Origin of the sequence: Serinicoccus hydrothermalis (assembly GCF_001685415.1) — a bacterium.
GTDB classification, from domain to species: domain Bacteria; phylum Actinomycetota; class Actinomycetes; order Actinomycetales; family Dermatophilaceae; genus Ornithinicoccus; species Ornithinicoccus hydrothermalis.
In genome coordinates, this window is sequence record NZ_CP014989.1 from 1,255,231 (window position 1) to 1,269,252 (window position 14,022).

Annotated in this window: 15 protein-coding genes; 9 read left to right on the forward strand and 6 right to left on the reverse strand. The window is 73.7% G+C overall.

All coding sequences use genetic code 11. The features are described from left to right. Positions 1-11: 11 nt before the first annotated feature. A complete protein-coding gene (locus tag SGUI_RS05755; protein WP_237141460.1) occupies positions 12-1,817 on the reverse strand; it encodes an alpha-amylase family glycosyl hydrolase in 1,806 nt (601 codons plus the stop codon). A 93-nt stretch (positions 1,818-1,910) separates the two neighbouring features. Here SGUI_RS05755 and SGUI_RS05760 point away from each other — a divergent pair, with 93 nt between their 5' ends. The 5 genes from SGUI_RS05760 (at position 1,911) to SGUI_RS05780 (ending at position 5,922) form a co-directional block, all read left to right on the forward strand. Then, positions 1,911-2,321, forward strand: coding sequence for a globin (locus SGUI_RS05760; protein ID WP_066637412.1), 411 nt, complete (start codon positions 1,911-1,913; stop codon positions 2,319-2,321). 122 nt (positions 2,322-2,443) lie between these two features. Beyond that, the gene (locus tag SGUI_RS05765) at positions 2,444-4,168 is read left to right on the forward strand and encodes a glycoside hydrolase family 13 protein (RefSeq protein WP_066642883.1); all 1,725 of its coding nucleotides are present in this window, start codon (positions 2,444-2,446) and stop codon (positions 4,166-4,168) included. Then, a complete protein-coding gene (locus tag SGUI_RS05770; protein WP_066637413.1) occupies positions 4,165-4,440 on the forward strand; it encodes a hypothetical protein in 276 nt (91 codons plus the stop codon). The genes SGUI_RS05765 and SGUI_RS05770 overlap by 4 nt, the downstream gene beginning before the upstream one ends. Positions 4,441-4,516: 76 nt before the next feature. Further along, a complete protein-coding gene (locus SGUI_RS05775; RefSeq protein ID WP_066637414.1) occupies positions 4,517-5,056 on the forward strand; it encodes a SigE family RNA polymerase sigma factor in 540 nt (179 codons plus the stop codon). Continuing rightward, positions 5,053-5,922 (forward strand): hypothetical protein, encoded by an 870-nt coding sequence (locus SGUI_RS05780; RefSeq protein ID WP_066637417.1) that lies wholly within the window; start codon positions 5,053-5,055, stop codon positions 5,920-5,922. The genes SGUI_RS05775 and SGUI_RS05780 overlap by 4 nt, the downstream gene beginning before the upstream one ends. 105 nt (positions 5,923-6,027) lie before the next feature. On the opposite strand, the gene SGUI_RS05785 is transcribed toward SGUI_RS05780, so the two are convergent. Both SGUI_RS05785 and SGUI_RS05790 read right to left on the reverse strand, forming a co-directional pair. Further along, positions 6,028-7,350, reverse strand: coding sequence for a hemolysin family protein (locus tag SGUI_RS05785; RefSeq protein ID WP_066637424.1), 1,323 nt, complete (start codon positions 7,348-7,350; stop codon positions 6,028-6,030). A 4-nt stretch (positions 7,351-7,354) separates the two neighbouring features. Further along, the gene (locus SGUI_RS05790) at positions 7,355-8,617 is read right to left on the reverse strand and encodes an MFS transporter (RefSeq protein WP_066637427.1); all 1,263 of its coding nucleotides are present in this window, start codon (positions 8,615-8,617) and stop codon (positions 7,355-7,357) included. A gap of 60 nt (positions 8,618-8,677) precedes the next feature. Here SGUI_RS05790 and SGUI_RS05795 point away from each other — a divergent pair, with 60 nt between their 5' ends. Then, positions 8,678-9,274: a 3'-5' exonuclease family protein gene (locus SGUI_RS05795; RefSeq protein WP_066637429.1), complete on the forward strand. Its 597-nt coding sequence runs from the start codon at positions 8,678-8,680 to the stop codon at positions 9,272-9,274. After that, the gene (locus tag SGUI_RS05800) at positions 9,271-9,822 is read left to right on the forward strand and encodes a winged helix-turn-helix domain-containing protein (RefSeq protein WP_066637431.1); all 552 of its coding nucleotides are present in this window, start codon (positions 9,271-9,273) and stop codon (positions 9,820-9,822) included. The genes SGUI_RS05795 and SGUI_RS05800 overlap by 4 nt, the downstream gene beginning before the upstream one ends. Positions 9,823-9,868: 46 nt before the next feature. Here SGUI_RS05800 and SGUI_RS05805 read toward each other — a convergent pair whose 3' ends face one another. Genes SGUI_RS05805 through SGUI_RS05815 form a run of 3 tightly spaced genes read right to left on the reverse strand, consistent with a single transcriptional unit; the run spans position 9,869 to position 11,786 of the window. Beyond that, positions 9,869-10,558 carry a DUF8185 domain-containing protein gene (locus tag SGUI_RS05805; RefSeq protein WP_237141461.1) on the reverse strand — a complete coding sequence of 230 codons (690 nt, stop codon included), beginning with the start codon at positions 10,556-10,558 and terminating at the stop codon, positions 9,869-9,871. Further along, the gene (locus SGUI_RS05810) at positions 10,555-11,052 is read right to left on the reverse strand and encodes an acyl-CoA thioesterase (protein WP_066637433.1); all 498 of its coding nucleotides are present in this window, start codon (positions 11,050-11,052) and stop codon (positions 10,555-10,557) included. The genes SGUI_RS05805 and SGUI_RS05810 overlap by 4 nt, the downstream gene beginning before the upstream one ends. Positions 11,053-11,072: 20 nt before the next feature. Beyond that, complete coding sequence (locus SGUI_RS05815) at positions 11,073-11,786, reverse strand: VldE C-terminal domain-containing protein (RefSeq protein ID WP_157621749.1); 714 nt, start codon at positions 11,784-11,786, stop codon at positions 11,073-11,075. A 63-nt stretch (positions 11,787-11,849) separates the two neighbouring features. Between SGUI_RS05815 and SGUI_RS05820 the strand changes: the two genes are divergently transcribed. Next, the gene (locus tag SGUI_RS05820) at positions 11,850-12,920 is read left to right on the forward strand and encodes an aldo/keto reductase (RefSeq protein WP_066637435.1); all 1,071 of its coding nucleotides are present in this window, start codon (positions 11,850-11,852) and stop codon (positions 12,918-12,920) included. A 19-nt stretch (positions 12,921-12,939) separates the two neighbouring features. Continuing rightward, the gene (locus tag SGUI_RS05825) at positions 12,940-13,920 is read left to right on the forward strand and encodes an acyl-CoA thioesterase (protein ID WP_066637437.1); all 981 of its coding nucleotides are present in this window, start codon (positions 12,940-12,942) and stop codon (positions 13,918-13,920) included. Positions 13,921-14,022 lie beyond the last annotated feature (102 nt).

Below are 14,022 nucleotides of genomic sequence, written 5' to 3' on the forward strand. Positions count from 1 at the left end.
GGGCGCGTCGGTCAGTCGTCCTGCGAGAGGACCAGCGCGGCGTAGGGGCCGACGCTGACCAGCGCGCTGTCAGGCACACCGTCCCACGGCCGTGGCTCGGTGTCCGTGTCGTGGGCGTGCACCGCGCCGAGACAAGGACCGAAGGACGGTGCGTCGGTGTTGCAGCGGACCCGCCACCGGCCGGCCCGCGGCAGCCCGAGACGCACGTCGCGGCGGGGGTGCGTCGTGAGGTTGACGACGACCACGACGTCGTCGCCCGGACCACCACGGTCCCACCGGTGGTAGGCGAGCAGCCCGTCGTCCGCGCGCAGGACGTGGGTATGCCTGCCACGCAGCCCCCGGGTGGTGCCGGCCACGTCGCGGCGCAGCAGGACCAGCTGCCGGACGAGGTGGAGGAAGCCGGCGCGGTCGTGGGCCTTGGACCAGTCGACCGGGCGGGTGTCGGTGAACCACCCGTCCTCCAGCACGTCCTGGCCCTGGAAGAGCATGGGGATCCCGGGGGAGGTCAGGGTGAGCGCCAGCCCGAGGGCGCTGCGGGTGCGGGAGTGCCAGGAGTCCGCCCGCCCGGGCATGATCTGCTCGGGCACGCGGGCGCGGCCGTTGGCCACCTCGTCGTGCGACTCGGTGTAGACCACCCGCTCGTGCAGGGGACCGCCCTGCCCCAGGACCGCGGCGGCGACGGCCCGGACGTCGCGGGCGCCGTCGTCGACCGCCTCCAGCGCGGCCCGGACCGCGTGCACGAAACCGGCGTCCCACTGGCTGTGGAAGCCCAGCCCGCCCTCCTGCGGGGACTGGGTGACCGCGGGGTCGCGCTGCATGTCCTCGGCGACCAGCAGCTTCCACGGCTGGCGCGAGCGCAGGTCGGTGGTCAGCGCCGCGAGGTAGCGCTCGCCGGCCGCGATGTGGTGGGCGGGGTCGCGCACGTCGCCCCAGCGGGAGCGCACGAAGTTGGTGCCGTCGAGGCGCAGGCCGTCGACCCGGAAGTCCTCCAGCCACATGACGGCCGAGTCGCGCAGGAAGTTGCGCACCGCCTTGCGGTCGTAGTTGGGGCGGGTCGCCCCCCACGGGGTCAGCGCCCGTCGGTCGTTGTAGAAGAAGGCGCCGCCGTAGCGGCGGCGCCCGGCGGCGCCGTCGAAGCGCCACAGGTGGGGACCGTCCGGGCCCACGTGGTTGTGCACGACGTCCAGGAGCACCGCGATGCCGCGGGCGTGCGCCTCCCGCACGAAGCGCGCGAAGGCCCACGGCCCGCCGTAGCTGGACTCGATGGCATACAGCTGCGAGGGGTTGTAGCCCCAGCTCGTCCCGGAGGCGAACTCGAAGGGCGGCATCACCTCGACCGCGGTGACCCCGAGCCAGGCGAGGTGGTCGAGCCGGCCGATGGCGGTGTCGAAGGTGCCCGGGCCCTCGGCGGTGGCGGCGAAGGTCGGCACGTGCAGCTCGTAGACGACGAGGTCGTCCCACCCCGGCGCCCGGAAGTGCTCCCCGCCCCAGTCGATCCGCCGCGGGTCGAAGACGACCGACGCCCCGCGCGCACCGGTGACCTGTCGGGCGCACGGGTCCTGCCGCGAGAGGTAGGGGCCGCCGCGGCGCACGAGGAAGCGGTAGTGGGTGCCGGCGCCGGCCCCCGGCACGAAGGCGGACCAGGTGCCGGAACGGTGGTGGTCCTTCGCGAGGACGGTGCGCCGCCGCTGGTCCCAGCCGCAGAAGTCGCCCACGACGGCGACCTGCCGCGCCTGCGGTGCCCAGACGCGGAAGGTCACGCCGTCGTCGTGCGGGACCGCGCCCATACCGGGGTAGGACGAGGATCTGGCCGGCACGGGTCCGAGCCTAGGGGTCGGGACCGACAGCCCCGGAGGCGCGGCCCCGCCGCGGCGTCGTCCGGGGCCGTCCGCGTTTGGCACCATGGACGGGTGACCCAGCCCTCCCCCGACGTCCCCACCACCGTCTACGAGCGGGTCGGTGGCCACGACACCTTCGTCGCCCTGGTGCGCGAGTTCTACCGCGGCGTCGCCCAGGACCCGCCGCTGCGCGACCTCTACCCCGAGGAGGACCTCGGCCCGGCCGAGGTGCGGCTGCGGATGTTCCTCGAGCAGTACTGGGGCGGCCCCACGACCTACTCCGAGCAGCGGGGCCACCCCCGGCTGCGTATGCGCCACCACCCGTTCCGCGTCACTCCCGCGCAGCGGGACCGCTGGCTGCACCACATGAACGCCGCGCTCGACACCGTCAGCGACCGGATGAGCGCGCTGGACGAGCAGCAGATGCGCGCCTACATGGCCCACGCCGCCCAGGCCATGGTCAACACCCTCGCCGAGGACTGACCGAGCGACCGGCCGCACGGTTTGCGTCGACCGGCCGCACGGTTTGCGTGCACCGACCGCGCGGATTGCGTGGACGGGGGCGCGGCGACATAGCGTTGCCCAGCGTGACCGCCTCCCCCTCGATGCACGCCCCCACGACCCACGACGCGCCTTGGTGGCGCCACGCCGTGATCTACCAGGTCTACCCCCGCAGCTTCGCCGACCACGACGGCGACGGGGTCGGTGACCTCCCGGGCATCACCTCCCGGCTGCCCTACCTCGCCGAGCTGGGCGTGGACGCGATCTGGATCAGCCCGTTCTATCTCTCCCCCATGGCCGACGCGGGGTATGACGTCGCGGACTACCGCGACATCGACCCCGTCTTCGGCACCCTGGACGACGCCGACAGCCTCATCGCCACGGCCCACGACCTGGGGCTGCGGGTGCTCGTCGACCTCGTGCCCAATCACACCAGCGACGAGCATGCGTGGTTCGAGCAGGCCCTGGCGGCCGCCCCGGGGAGCCCCGAGCGCGAGCGCTTCGTCTTCCGGGACGGCCGCGGCGACGGCAGCGAGCCGCCCAACAACTGGAAGAGCGTCTTCGGCGGGATCGCCTGGACCCGGGTGACCGAGGCCGACGGCGAGCCCGGCCAGTGGTACCTCCACCTCTTCGACACCAAGCAGCCCGACCTCAACTGGCACAACCCCGAGGTCGTCGAGGAGTTCCACGACATCCTGCGCTTCTGGCTGGACCGCGGCGTCGACGGCTTCCGGGTCGACGTCGCGCACTCGCTGGTCAAGGACCCGGAGCTGCCGGACTGGGAGCAGCGGGCCGTCATGGCCGGCGCCGACGACGAGCCGCTGGTGCACGGGGACCTGGGCCCGATGTGGGACCAGGACGGGGTGCACGAGGTCTACCGCGGGTGGCGCCGGGTGCTCGACTCCTACAACCCCGAGGGCGACCCGGCGCGCGACCGGATCCTGTGCGCCGAGGCCTGGCTGCCCACGCAGGAGCGCACGATGGCCTACGTCCGCGAGGACGAGATGCACCAGGCCTTCAACTTCCACTACCTCCAGGCCGCGTGGCGCGCGACCGACCAGCGCCGGATCATCGAGACCTCCCTGGTCGCCGCCGAGGAGGTCGGGGCACCCACGACCTGGGTGCTCTCCAACCACGACGTGGTGCGGCACGCCTCCCGGATGGGCCTGCCGGTCGGGTCGCCCCGGCCCAACGGCATCGGAGTCGACGACCCGCAGCCCAACGCCGTCCTCGGGCTGCGCCGGGCCCGCGCCGCGACCGCGATGATGCTCGCCCTGCCGGGGTCGGCCTACCTCTACAACGGCGAGGAGCTGGGTCTGCCGGACCACACGGCGCTGCCGGACGGCGTGCGCCAGGACCCCGCCTTCCACCGGACGCAGGGCGAGGAGACCGGCCGCGACGGGTGCCGCGTCCCGATGCCGTGGGTCGCCGACCAGCCGTCCTTCGGCTTCGGGACCGGGGCAGACACCGAGCCCTGGCTCCCGCAGCCGCTGCTCTACGGCCCGCTGTCGGTCGACCGGCAGGAGGGCGTCGCCGGCTCCACCCTCGAGCTCTACCGCACCCTCCTGCGGCTGCGGCGCGAGCACGACCTCGGCGTCGGCGGGCTCGAGTGGGTCACCGACCTCGGGGGTATGCCGTTGCCCGCCGAGGTCGTCGCGTTCACCAACGCCCGCGCCGACGGGCCGGCGGTCACCGTTGTCACCAACCTCGGCGACGAGCCGGTGATGGTCCCCCAGGACCGCGACGTGCTGGTCTGCAGCGGCTTCCTGCACACCGGCGCCGACGGCCAGCGGCTGCTGCAGCGGGACACGACCGTCTGGCTGGCATGACCGTCGGACGGCAGGCCCGACGCGAGGAGCAGCTCCCCCGGCTCCGGCGGCAGTTCCCCGACGACGTCGGCCCCGCGGTCCAGGTCCTGGATCTGCTCGAGCTGGCCTGGCACGACTGCTACGGCGAGGTGGCGCCACCGGCCGCCGTCGTCGACGACGTGCTCACGGTGGCGGGCGGGACGCTGGCCGGGCTCGTCAACGCCGCCCATCTGGCGGTCATCGATCGCCGCGACCTGCGGATGTCGGCCCTGCGGGTCCGCCCCGAGGGCTGAGTCGGCCGGCCGAGGCAACCGATCCGCACCCCCAGACGGTTCACCCCAGGAGAGCACCCGAGCGGAGGGATGGACCATGGTGCGTGAACCGGACGGTTTCCGCGAGTTCGTGACCGATCGCTCGCCGGCGCTGCTGCGCACGGCGTGGATGCTCACGGGTGACGCCCACCGTGCCGAGGACCTGCTGCAGACCGCCCTCACCCGCACCTGGCCGCACTGGAGCAGGATCCGGGAGCAGCATCCCGAGGCCTACGTCCGCAAGGTCATGGTGCGGACCAACGCCAGCTGGTGGTCCCGGCGGTGGCGCGGTGAGCGGCCGACGGAGGACCTGACCGCGGCCGCTGCGCGGTCCGGCGACGCCTCGTCGACCCGGGCCGAGGCCGCAGACCCGCAGCAGGGCATACCGGAGCGGATCGACCTCGCCCGCGCCCTGCGCGCGCTACCCGTCCGCCAGCGGCAGTGCGTGGTGCTGCGGCACTTCGACGACCTGTCCGTCGCCGAGACCGCCCGGCTCATGGGCTGCTCGGAGGGCACCGTGAAGAGTCAGACCGCCAAGGGGCTGGCGAGCCTGCGGACCGCCATCGAGCGGGAGGAGCGGGAGGAGAAGGTGCGATGACGACGACCGAGCAGATCAGTCAGCAGCTCAAGGCGCTGCCACCGGTGATGGAGGAGCAGGACGACCGCTTCGCCCAGGTCGAGCGACGGGTCGGGCGCGCCCGGCGCCGGACGGCCGGCGCGACCGCCGCGGGCGTGCTCGCCCTCGTCCTCGCCGGATGGGGAGCGACCCAGGTGCTGCCCGGGGACGAGCAGCCGACCGGACCGGCGACGACCGGTGGGTCCGGCAGCCCCGGCACCGAGTTCAGCAACCGCTCGCCGGGCACGATCCTCGGGTCGTCGGCGCTCGCCGAGGGCACGACCTTCACCGGCGCCGGCGTGCAGGAGGTGGACCTGTCCACGGTGGGGACGCCGGGAGGGACGGACGCCCTGCGGCTGCAGATCACGTGCGAAGACCCGGCCGAGGTGATGTGGCCGTTCCGGGCGACGGTCACCGGGTGTCGACAGGCATCAGACCCGGCGTCGCCCGCCGACGAGATCTTCCCGTTGTCCTTCCTCGTGCCGGTGGAGGACGCCGAGGAGCCGTTCTCCGTCCAGGTGACGGACGACGTCTCGTGGGAGCTCATGGCCGAGCCGGTCGAGGTGGACCAGATCCCCCTCGGCGTCAACGAGCGCGGGCAGACCTACGGCGTGGACACCCCGCTGGCGCGACCCGACCTGGTCGAGGTGCGCGGCTCGGACCTCGGGGGCGGCTACGTCGAGGCGGAGCAGCTCGAGGACCTCATCGGCGAGCCGCCGACGACCCTGTCCGGGCTCGAGGCGTGGGAGTCGGTCGAGCGGGAGCCGCTGGAGATCCCGACCTATGCCTCCGACGGCCTCACCGTCAAGGGCACCCTCGAGATCCAGGTGCCTGTCGATCCGCGCTGAGCCCGGCGCTGGAGTGAGCCTGTGCAGGAACGGTGTGTCACATCCGTCGCCCGGGCGACGGATGTGACGCACCGTTCCTGCACCACAATCGGCAGGTATGCCCGCTCAGCCCGGCTCCGCGCCCTCACCCTCCGCAGGGGAGGGCTCTCGGCTGACCTCGACCTCGGTGATGCGCAGCCCGTCGAGCCCGACGACGGTGAGCCGCAGGTCGTCCACCTCGACCGTGTCGCCCTCCTCGGCCACCCTGCCCAGGAGGGCGAGCACGAGCCCGGCCACGGTCTCGTAGGAGCCGTGGGGCAGCGCGAGCCCGAGCGCGTCCTCGAGCTCCTCGACGATGAGGCTGCCCGAGACGACGGCGCGGCCGCCGGCCCGGACGAGCGAGTCCTCCGGGTCAGGGTCGGTGTCGTACTCGTCGTAGATCTCGCCCACGACCTCCTCGACCAGATCCTCGATGGTGACGATCCCCTCGGTGCCCCCGTGCTCGTCGACCACGAGCGCCAGGTGCTGCTGCTCGGCGCGCAGCAGGGCCAGCGTCGCGAGCACCGGCTTGGTCACCGGCAGCGCGGTGATGTCACGCAGGACCTCGCGCACCCGGCGCGTCTCCCGCTCCGCCTCGGGCAGCGTGAGCAGGTCGCGGATGTGCACGAAGCCGAGCACGTCGTCGACCCCGTCGCCGGTGACCGGGTAGCGGCTGTGCCCGCTCTCTCGGATCGGCCCGATGACCTGCGCGATCGTCGCGTCGGCCACGAGGAACTCCACGTCCGGGCGCGGCCGCAGCACGTCGCCGAGGGTCCGCTCGCCGGCCCGGAAGACGTCGGCGAGGATCTGCCGGCTGTAGGGCCGCAGGTCGCGGTTGTCCTCCACGGTCCGCCGCAGCTCCTCGATGGTCATCTGCTCGCTCGTCGCACTGGGGTCTCCCCCGAGCACCCGCACCATGAGGTTGGTCGAGACCGACAGGAACCAGATGACCGGCCGCAGCAGCGTCGCGAAGACGCCGAGCGGCGGCGCCAGCACCCGGGTGAAGCCGGCCGAGCGCTGCATCGCCAGCCGCTTGGGCGTCAGCTCGCCGAGGACGAGGGACAGGTAGGCGATGACCAGCGTCATCGCGACCAGCGCGAGCGGGTCGGCGACGGAACCGGGCACACCGAGCCGCTGCAGCCAGGCGGACACCGACGGCGAGATCGTCGCGCCGCCGAAGGCCGAGGAGAAGAAGCCCGCGACGGTGACCCCGACCTGGACTGCGGAGAGGAAGGTGTTGGGGTCGCGCACCAGCGCGGCGATACGCGCGCCCCGCTCGCCGGAGCGTTCGATGTCGTCGACCTGCGAGGGCCGCAACGACACGATCGCCATCTCGGTCGCCGCGAAGACACCGCCGATGAGCACGAAGAGCAGCACCAGCGCGATGTTGGTGAGCAGCGCGGTGTCCATGCGCTCAGGGTATGCCGGTGAGCGCGTCGAGCTCGCGCGGCAGGTCGCGCATCCGCACCAGCGGCGAGAGCAGCACGGGCAGCGACGCGAGCAGCGCCAGCGTGCACAGGATCCACAGCGTGGGCACGATCCCGAGCCCCCGGCCGAGCACGCCGCCGAGGAAGGCGCCGATCGGCATCGGGCCCCACACGAGGAAGCGGATCGAGGCGTTCATGCGGCCGAGCAGCGGCTTGGGGCACAGCCGCTGGCGGAAGCTCACCTGGACGACGTTGTAGACGACGACCGCCCAGGAGATGAGCAGGTTGCCGGCCAGCAGCGTCGGCACCGGCGGCAGCACCGAGGCCAGCGGCACGCTGAGCAGCGCGATCCCGCCGAGCAGCGTGGAGATCGGGATCGAGCGGCCCTCGCCGACGAGGCGCCCGAAGCGTCCCGCGCTCACCGCGCCGAGGATGCCGCCGACCGCCCCCAGGGAGAGCACCAGCCCGAGGGTGGTCTCGGACAGGCCCAGGGTGGAGACGGCATACAGGACGAAGAGCGCGAAGATGCCCGAGGAGGCGAGGTTGGTGAGCCCCGTGCAGGCGACGATGCGGCGCAGCAGCGGATGCCCGAGCACGAAGCCCAGGCCCTCCCGGATCTCGGTGACCAGCGGCCGGCGCGCCGCGGGGTCGGGCGCGGGCTCCTCGTGCCGGATCCGGCTGACGAAGAGCGAGGAGAGCCCCATGCAGACCGAGGTGACCGCGATCGTCAGCGGCGAGCCGAGCCAGCGCACCATGAAGGAGGCGACCGCCGGCCCGACGACCATGGCGCTCTGCTGGCTGGCCTGCAGCTTGCCGTTGCCGTCGCCGATCTGGTCGGACTCCACGATCTCGGGCAGGTAGGACTGGTTGGCGACGTCGAAGAAGACCGTGATGCAGCCGACGCCGAAGGCCACGACGTAGACCTGCCACATCGTCAACGCGTCCAGCACCCAGGCGACCGGCAGGGTCAGCAGCAGCGCCGCCCGGGTGAGGTCCCCCAGCACGAGCACCCTCTTCTTGCGCCAGCGGTCGACCCAGGCACCGGCGGGCAGGCCGATGAGCAGGAAGGCCAGCGACTCCAGCGCGGCGAGCAGGCCCATCTGGAACGCGTCGGCACCGAGCAGCTGCACCGCCATGAGCGGCATGGCGAAGCCCACGAACTGCGCGCCGAAGACGGAGACGGTGTCGCCCATCCACAGCTGCCGGAAGTCGTGGTGGCGCCAGAGGCTGCCGGGTCGGGGTGCGGTCACGCCGACGATCCTGCGGCAAGTGATTGGGTCCTGTCAATCACTTTTGCGTAGGATGCCGTCATGGCGGCTGACGACTGGCTCTACCTCGTGACCGACATCGAGGTCGACGGCCCCTGGCCCGGCCCCAACTCGATGCGCTCCTTCGCCAGCGTGGCGGTGCGCGAGACCGGCGAGGAGGTCGACGCCTTCGAGGCCGTGCTCGAGCCGCTCCCCGGCGCCGCGCCCCACCCGGACACGCTCGCGTGGTTCCAGGGGCACCCCGAGGCGTGGGCCGCGGCCACCACCGACCCCGAGCCGGTGCCGGAGGTCATGTCCCGCTGGGTCGAGTGGGTGCGCTCGCTGCCCCGACCGCGCGCCTTCGCCGCCTCCCCCATCGCCTTCGACGGGACGTGGATGGACCACTACCTGCGGCGCTTCACCCGCTACGGCCTCACCCAGGGGCCCTACGAGACCGACACCCTCTTCGACCACGGGGCGCTGTGCCTGCGCAGCTACGCCGCCGCTGTCCTCGGCCGCCCCGTCGGCGAGATCTCGCCGCACACGCTGCCGCCGGAGTGGCTGGGCGAGGCGGGGCATACCCATCGCGCCATCGACGACGCCCGGGGGTATGCCCATCTCCTCGGCGAGCTCATGCGCCGCTCCGGGGCGGTCCGGTGAGCGCGGGCGGCGAGCGCCGGCGCGAGCCACGCCCCGGCGGCGAGCGCTTCGAGGCGAGCGAGGCGCAGGCCAGGGCCCTCGCCTCCGGGGTCCGGCTGCGGATCCTGCGCGTCACCCTGGACGAGCCGCTCACCAACCGCGAGATCGCCGGAGCGCTGGAGCTCAACCCCGCGACCTGCCTGCACCACGTCCGCACCCTGGTCGACACCGGCTTCCTCGAGGCGCAGGAGCCGCGCCGCGGCCGCCGGGGCGCGCGCGAGATCCCCTACCGCGCCACCGGCCGCTCCTGGTATGCCGACACCCCGGTCACCGGCAACGGCATGGTCGAGGCCTTCGTCGCCGAGCTGGCGCAGGTGCCCGCGGACCGCACCGACGTCACGATGGCCCGGCTCGGGCTGCGGCTGCCCCCGGAGGAGCTGGCGGAGTTCCGCTCCCGGCTCGCGGCGCTGGTCACCGAGTTCCACGACCGCGGCCGCGACCCCTCCGCCGAGCCGTGGTCGCTCTTCCTCGTGCTGCACCCGGACACGAGCAGCCGTCCCCGCGACTGACGGCATACCTGCGCCGTCGCGTGAGGTTGCCGGCCCACCCGGAGACTCAGGGCCGCAGCACGACGTGCCCGGCGGCCGTCGAGACCCGCAGCCAGGGGCCGCTGCGGTGGACGGTCGCCGGCCGCCCAGCAGGTATGCCCGCCCCCTGCGGCCCGAGGAAGCCCAGGGCGTGCGCGGCCAGGGCGGCGCCGGCGGGCACGGCAGGCCGGTGCCCGGGCAGGTCGCGGCCCCACACCCGGGCGCGCAGGGCACCGACGGCGGCCGCACCGGAGCCCTCGGGCGCGCCCTCGGCCACCTCCGCGATCCCGGCGCGGGCGGCCTCCTGGAGGACCTCGGGGGCGACCTCGTCGACCTGCTCCCAACCGCCCATCGGCGGGGACTGCGCGGCCCACGGCGGGGCGACCGTCGTGGGCGGCACCGGCAGCACGGTCGAGACGTCACCGGTCGAGGCGCGTCGCGCGAAGCGGTCGGCCAGACCGCTCAGCGGCACGGTGGTGTCCAGCGCCTCCTGCCCCGGCTCCAGCCGCATCGTGCGCAGCCCGAGCACCAGCCCGGAGCGCAGCACCCCCTGGCCGGGGAGCACGCAGACCCAGGCGGCGAGCACCGCCGCCGCCCCGCCGCCCACCTGCAGCCGGATGGCGCCCTCCTCGTCGAGGAGCGCGGCCCGCCGGGCATACGTCGCCAGGTCGGCCAGGCCCTCCCCGTCGGGGAAGACCAGCGTGGCACCGCCGCTCACGACGCGGCCCCGCGCGCCCCTCCGCCGACCGCCCGGTCGCTGCGCAGCACGACGGCGGGGCCGCTCACCGCGGCCAACGCCTCCCGCTCCTCCGCGCCGAGCCGGCGCGGCCGCTGCTCGCGCAGGTCGTAGGCGACCAGCGTCACCCGGCCCCGCGCGTAGACCGTGTCGTCCCCCTCCGGCCCGGCGACGGCATACCCCAGCTCGAAGCTGGCCCCCGCGACGCCGCCGCACCAGACCGCGACCCGGGCGGGTGCGTAGGCGAACTCCATCGGCAGCAGGTAGTCGATCGCCTGCGACACCACGAGCATGCCCTCGTCGATGACGTCGCGCCCCTGCCCGAACCACTCCTTGAAGGCGTAGACGCGCGCCTCCTCGAGGAGCCGGAGGTACTGCACGTTGTTGACGTGGGCGTAGGCGTCGAGGTCGGACCAGCGCACGGTGATGCCGAAGACGGAGGCCGACCCGGGGACGTCGGGGAGGGAGGTGCTCATGCGGCCATTGTGTCGCGCCCTCACCCCTGGCCGCGGACGACGTCCACGTGCACGTGGTCGAGGTGGCGCAGCACCGGGTCGTCCGAGCTGCCGGGCACGCGGTAGTCCTGCCACCCGCGGCCGGACTCCCGCACCCCCCAGTAGTGGTCGTTGAAGATGACGTACTGCACCGACAGCTCCTCGGCGTGCGCGACCAGCCACTGGGCGAGCACCCACCCGCGGTCCAGGTTGTCCTCGGTCACCGGGCGGAAGAAGACGTCGACCGCGCGGCCGTCGTAGTGCGTGGAGTCCTCGCCGTGGCCGGAGTCGACCCCGCCCGGGGCATACCCGCCGGTGGGGAGGTCGCCGAAGGTCCCGCGGATCTCGTCGAGCACGGTCTGCGCCCGCGGCGTGAGGCCGCTGCCGGTCGGCTCCTGCGCCGTGACGTCGGGCGCGGCCGCCCGGCAGGTCAGCGCGGTGCCCTCCCGCGCCCCCCGGACCGCCTCGACCACTCCCGCGGGTATGCCCTCGCCCGCCTCCCCCGACCCGGCCGCGGCCGCGGTCGCCGCCTGCGCCTGCTCGCGGTCCAGCGGCACCCCCTCGCCGTCCAGGACGACGCCGCACGGGGCGGCGGCCTCCTCCACCCAGCCGGTCACCGGCCGCCAGGCGAGCGCGACCGCCGCGAGGAGCACCAGCACGACGCCGACCGTGACGACCGACCCGCCGCCGCGTCGACGCGGGCGCGGTGGAGGCATACCCCCAGCGTGCCGGGAGAGGCTGGCACGCGCCTGGGAGGCGCCCGGCGTAGCGTGACGCGCATGACCGACGCCTACTACGCGCAAGACGTCCCCGACACGCACCGGCCCTACGTCGCGGCCCCCGACCGGCACCGGAAGCTCGAGTACCGCCGGGTCGGCGACAGCGGGCTGCTGCTGCCGCCGCTGTCGCTGGGGCTCTGGTACAACTTCGGCGACAACCGGCCCTTCGACACCCAGCGCGAGATCCTGCGCCGCGCCTTCGACGAGGGCATCACCCACTTCGACCTCGCCAACAACTACGGCCCGCCCTACGGCTCGGCGGAGGAGAACTTCGGGCGGATGATGCGCACCGACTTCGCGCCCTACCGCCACGAGATGGTGCTCTCGACCAAGGCCGGGTGGGACATGTGGCCGGGCCCCTACGGCATGCTCGGCTCGCGCAAGTACCTCCTGTCGAGCCTGGAGGAGTCGCTGCGGCGCATGAGCGTGGAGGCCGTCGACATCTTCTACTCGCACCGGGCCGACGAGGGCACCCCCGTCGCCGAGACCGTCGGCGCGCTCGACACCGCGGTCCGCCAGGGCAAGGCGCTGTATGCCGGCATCTCCTCCTACTCCCCCGAGCGCACCGCCGAGGCGGTCGCCGTCGCGCGGGACCTGGGCACCCCGCTGGTCATCCACCAGCCGGCCTACAACATGCTCAACCGGTGGGTCGAGGACGGTCTGCTCGAGGCCCTCCCGGGCCACGGCATGGGCTCGATCGGGTTCACCGCGCTCGCGCAGGGGCTGCTGACGAGCAAGTACCTCGGCGAGGGCGAGGCGGAGCGCTCCATGCAGCGCCCGTCCTTCGACGACGCGGTGCTCACCGAGGACAACCTGGAGCGGCTGCGCGGGCTGGCCGAGGTCGCCGAGGGGCGGGGCCAGAGCCTGGCCCAGATGGCCCTGTCCTGGGCGATCCGCCCCGGCGGCGTCACCTCGACCCTCATCGGGGTCTCCAGCGTCCGGCAGCTGGAGGAGAACCTCGCCGCCGCCCACCGCACCGACTTCACCGACGAGGAGATCGCGCAGATCGACCGGCTCTCGGGCTACACCGAGGAGGTCGACCTGTGGGCGACCTCCGCCGACATCGGGTGAGTCACTAGGCTTCCTCCTCGTGAGCGACGCACCCCTGGACCCTCCCGTCGACTACCCGGTCGACGACCTGCTCGACGTGCTCGACCTGCGCCGGGAGGGGTCGACCACGATCCGGGTCGCCTCCCCCGAGGGCATGGGCGAGGACCTGGCCGACTCCCATGGCGACGTCTTCGTCGGCCGCAGCCAGCCGATGCCCCACGGCCGGGTCTTCGGCGGGCAGGTGCTCGCCCAGTGCCTCATCGCCGCCGGCCGCACCGTCGAGCCGGTCGAGGACGGGAGCGACCCCGAGCCGCTCCCGCGGCCCATCCACTCGATGCACGGCTACTTCCTGCGGCCCGGCGACGCGAACCGGCCGCTGCGCTTCCTCGTCGAGCGGATGCGCGACGGGCGCAGCTTCAGCGCCCGCCGGGTGCACGCCGTGCAGGACGGTCGCATCCTCATGTCGATCATCATGAGCTTCCAGGAGGCCGCCGGGGGGCTGGAGCACCAGCTGGCCATGCCACAGGTGGTCGGCCCCGAGGAGCTGCGCTCGGACCGGGAGATCCTCGAGCAGGTCGAGCACCCGGTGGCGCAGAAGACCGCCCGCCAGCGACCGGTGGAGCTGCGGCACGTCGAGCCGCTGCTGCTCGGCCCCGGCGAGCCCGGGCCGAGCGAGCAGGCGGTCTGGATGCGCATCTCCCGTCCGCTGCCCGACGACCCCCTGCTGCACGCGGCGATCCTGGCCTACGCCTCGGACTACGTCCTGCTCGAACCGGTGCTGCGGCGCCACGGCATCGGCTGGGGCGACCCGCGGCTGCGCCCGGCGAGCCTGGACCACTCGATGTGGTTCCACCGCCCCGCGCGGGTGGACGAGTGGGTGCTCTACACCCAGTCCTCGCCCTCGGCCAGCAGCGGCCGGGGCCTCGGGACGGGCCACATGTTCGCCGCGGACGGCACGCTGCTCGCCACCGTCGGGCAGGAAGGGATGGTGCGGCTCCGGTCCTCGGAGGAGCCCTCCTGATTGCCGCCACGTCAGGGTAACGATCCGGTTACGACGGCATCTCGGAGAGATCTCCCTGTAGACACCCTGGGAGCGCCGGACAATACTGCCAGGGGTCACCCC